The 2627-nt window shown below is 72.6% G+C and carries 3 protein-coding genes and 1 pseudogene; 1 reads left to right on the forward strand and 3 read right to left on the reverse strand.

Annotated features, from left to right (window positions below):
* Positions 1-5: 5 nt before the first annotated feature.
* Complete coding sequence (locus ACLEQD_RS41025) at positions 6-1088, forward strand: M48 family metalloprotease (protein WP_410391357.1); 1083 nt, start codon at positions 6-8, stop codon at positions 1086-1088.
* A gap of 199 nt (positions 1089-1287) precedes the next feature.
* Here ACLEQD_RS41025 and ACLEQD_RS41030 read toward each other — a convergent pair whose 3' ends face one another.
* From ACLEQD_RS41030 to ACLEQD_RS41040, 3 genes and pseudogenes are all read right to left on the reverse strand, one after another.
* Positions 1288-1812 carry a tetratricopeptide repeat protein gene (locus ACLEQD_RS41030; protein ID WP_410391355.1) on the reverse strand — a complete coding sequence of 175 codons (525 nt, stop codon included), beginning with the start codon at positions 1810-1812 and terminating at the stop codon, positions 1288-1290.
* 8 nt (positions 1813-1820) lie between these two features.
* Positions 1821-2117, reverse strand: a complete 297-nt coding sequence (locus tag ACLEQD_RS41035; protein ID WP_410391356.1) for a hypothetical protein — start codon at positions 2115-2117, stop codon at positions 1821-1823.
* Positions 2114-2627: pseudogene (locus tag ACLEQD_RS41040) on the reverse strand (hypothetical protein); the annotation flags it as partial. The gene ACLEQD_RS41035 and the pseudogene ACLEQD_RS41040, both read right to left, overlap by 4 nt.

Here is a 2627-nt window from a genome sequence, read left to right on the forward strand (position 1 = left end):
TCCACCTGCGGCTCGGCCAGAGCGCCCTGGAGCTGGGAGACGAAGCCCGCGCGGCGGCGCTGGAGCGCAGGTTCGGGGGCGCGCTGCGCACGGCCCCGGTGAGCCGCGCCTTCTTCAGCGCCATGGACCGGCTGTGGGGCGAGCCCGGCTGGGGCACCGCCATCTTCTTCGCGCTCTTCATCGACCTGGCCACCCAGCTGCTCTACGCCCCCGCGAACGTGTACTTCTTCTACGTGCTGGAGCACCGGCACGGCCTGTCCAACGACACGCCCGCCACCTTCGCGTGGACGTGGTTCAAGGGCAGCCTCGTGGGCGCCATCGCCCTGACCGCGCTCGTGGTCGGCCTGTACGGCCTGGCCCGCCGCGTGCGCCGCTGGTGGCTGGTGCTGGGCGTGCCCGTGGCCCTGCTGATGCTGGTCGCCTCCGCCCTGGACCCGTACCGCGCCCGCCTCTACTTCGACCAGACGCCCCTGCGCGAAGGGCCGCTGCGCTCGCGCATCACCGCGCTGATGCGCAAGGCGGACATCCCCTTCTCCGACGTGGTGGTGGAGAAGACGTCCGTGTCGTCCAAGCGCATCCAGGCGTACTTCGCCGGCCAGGGCCCCACGCGCACCATCGTCCTCAACGACGTCATCCTGCGGGAGCTGGCCGAGGACGAAATCCTGGCCGCGGTGGCGCACGAGGCGGGCCACGTGAACGAGGCCCGCTGGCCCGGCCGCATCGCCTCCTCGCTCGCGGTGCTGGCGCTGCTCTTCCTCATTGACCAGGCGCTGCGCCTGTCCGCCCGCCGGGGCTGGTGGGGCGTCCAGCGCGCGGGCGACATCCGCACCCTGCCGCTGGTGTCGCTCGGGGTGTTCCTCCTCATCACGCTTGCGGCCCCCCTGTCGGGGGCCCTCTCCCGTGAGCGCGAGCGCGAGGCGGACCGCTACGGCCTGAACCTCACCGGCGCCCCGGGCGCCTTCCGCCGCATGCTGGTGAAGGCCGCCCGGGTGAACAAGATGGACCCGGAGCCGCCCCGCTGGGTCGTCCTCAAGGGCATGAGCCATCCGCCCATCGGGGAGCGGCTCGCCGCGCTCGACGCGCCCTGAACGCCTTTCAAGAAGCCGCCGGTGGATGGGCCTCCACTCCACTCCCCCTCGCCATCCAGGCCCACCCTCCGGCCGGCCGCCCCCGGACCGCTCCCCAACTGTCCGGCGGCACATCCGTCTTGAAAACGTCTCTCCCTTCCGTGCTCCTCTCGCGCGGGCGTCCGCGTTCCTGACGGCGGCCCGCGCGCAAAGCGGCCCGCTACGTCGGCGGGGCGCCTTCCTTCAGCTTCTCCACCGCCACCAGGGTGATGGCCTTCACCAGGGCCTTCGCGCGGCGGCCCGCGGACGTCTCGCCGTGCGGGTCCACCTCCACCGCGTTGGCGATGTCCGTGAAGCCCTGCCGCTCGCCCCGGCGCAGGTGCAGCTCCCCCCGGCCCGTGAGCGCCACGGGGTTGCGCGGGTCACCCGCCAGCGCGTGCGTGTACTCGGTGAGCGCGTCCTCCACCCTCCCGAGCTTCTGGTACACGGTGCCCAGCGCCGCGTGCGCCGCCGAGTCCTTCGGGTTCCCCTCCACGAGCCCCTCGAAGAGGATGCGCGCCTCCTCCAGCCGGCCCGCCGCCGCCAGGTCGCAGCCCACCTGCGCGATGGCCTTCGCCTCCTCGAAGGTCATCCCCTCCACCTCCGCCCAGGTCGTCTCCCCCCGCGCGAACGCCTTCAGCCTGCGCGCCGTTCCGGTCTCCATCCGCTGCTCCCCGCCGCCTTCGTGCTTGATGATGCGTCCCATGGCGGCCCTCACGCGCTGCGCAGGTTGGAGATGGCCGTCTTCGCCATCTCGTTGAACTTCGAAGACATGTTGCTCATCAGGTCGAACATCGCCTTGCGCTTCTCCATCAGCGTCTGAAGCCGCAGCTCCAGCTCCTGCATGCTCGTGTCCAGCTTCGCGCCGCGCGCCTTGTCCGAGTCGCTGGTGCCCAGCGCGGCGCGCTCCTCGCGGGCGCTGGCCATCTCGTTCATCACGTCCAGCAGCTCCGAGTCGGTGTCCTCGGTGATGCCCATGAGCAGGGCCTGCACCTTCTGCTCGATGCTCATGTTCGGGTTGTCCACGATGTCGCGCGCCCGCGAGCCACCCGTGCTCCGGCCGCCGCCCGGCGGCTTCGCCACCGTGTCGAGCTCCGCGTCCAGGTCCTTCCAGCTGGCGACGCCGTCCGGGCGCCGCCGCTCTCCGCCATCTCCAGGCGACGGAAGTACTCCGGGTGGTCCTTGAAGAACTGCGCGGCGCGCTTGAGCGTGGGGGAGGCCGCCGGGTTGGCCAGCACCGCCTCCAGGTTCGCCATCGTCAGCTTGCCGTCCTTCGCCCCCACCGCCGCGTCGAAGGTGTCCCAGTTCTGGTCCAGCACCTGGAGCGCGTCGACGTAGCCCGCGAGGTTGGGGTCCAGCGCCCCCGTGCCGCCGCTGCTCCCACCACTGCCCGGACGCCCCGTGCCCCCGGCTCCCCCTCTGCCATGGCCCGGCCGGCCCGACACGCCGTCCGTGCTCCCCGTGCCGCTGCCCGGCTTCCCGGGGCCACCACTCCCCGGCCGCCCCACCCCGCCTCCCGGC

It is taken from the genome of Corallococcus sp. 4LFB (assembly GCF_046520365.1).
Classification (GTDB): Bacteria; Myxococcota; Myxococcia; order Myxococcales; family Myxococcaceae; genus Corallococcus; species Corallococcus caeni.

Bases quoted from the DNA above. Each gene is read 5' to 3' on its own strand.
- ACLEQD_RS41030 (WP_410391355.1), bottom strand. From the start codon at position 1,812: ATGGGACGCATCATCAAGCACGAAGGCGGCGGGGAGCAGCGGATGGAG.
- ACLEQD_RS41035 (WP_410391356.1), bottom strand. From the start codon at position 2,117: ATGAGCATCGAGCAGAAGGTGCAGGCCCTGCTCATGGGCATCACCGAG.